Genomic DNA, 325 nt, shown 5'->3' with positions numbered 1-325 from the left:
GGAAGATCAAGCCGCTGGTCGGCGGTGTCTACAGGCTGTCGGACTTCCACCGCGCCCAAGCCGATTTCATCGCCAAGGATTTCGTCGGCAAGCTGGTGGTGGTGCCGGACGCGATGTGGGCTCGCTGAGCGCGAGCCGCCCGTCGCCCGACCGCTTGCCGGCGCATAGGCGCGCCCTAGATGCCGCCCCTAGCTACGGGGGCGGCCGGCAAGAGATGCCTCAAGCCTCCATGCTGATATTGACATCGGTCAAAGTTGCACACTAAACCTTGCTGCGTAATCGGTTACGTAACCGATTACGGATCAATCAAGTGGAGGAAAGCATG

General features: G+C 61.2%; 1 pseudogene. It reads left to right on the top strand.

Going from position 1 to position 325, the window contains the following annotated elements:
* Positions 1 to 128 (top strand): annotated as a pseudogene (locus EN862_RS37255) (Zn-dependent oxidoreductase); the annotation flags it as partial.
* Positions 129 to 325: the final 197 nt, after the last annotated feature.

It is taken from the genome of Mesorhizobium sp. M2E.F.Ca.ET.219.01.1.1, from assembly GCF_004016445.2.
Taxonomy (GTDB): domain Bacteria; phylum Pseudomonadota; class Alphaproteobacteria; order Rhizobiales; family Rhizobiaceae; genus Mesorhizobium.
The sequence above is the reverse complement of the archived record's forward strand: the minus strand, read 5'-3'. Positions and strand labels throughout refer to the sequence as shown.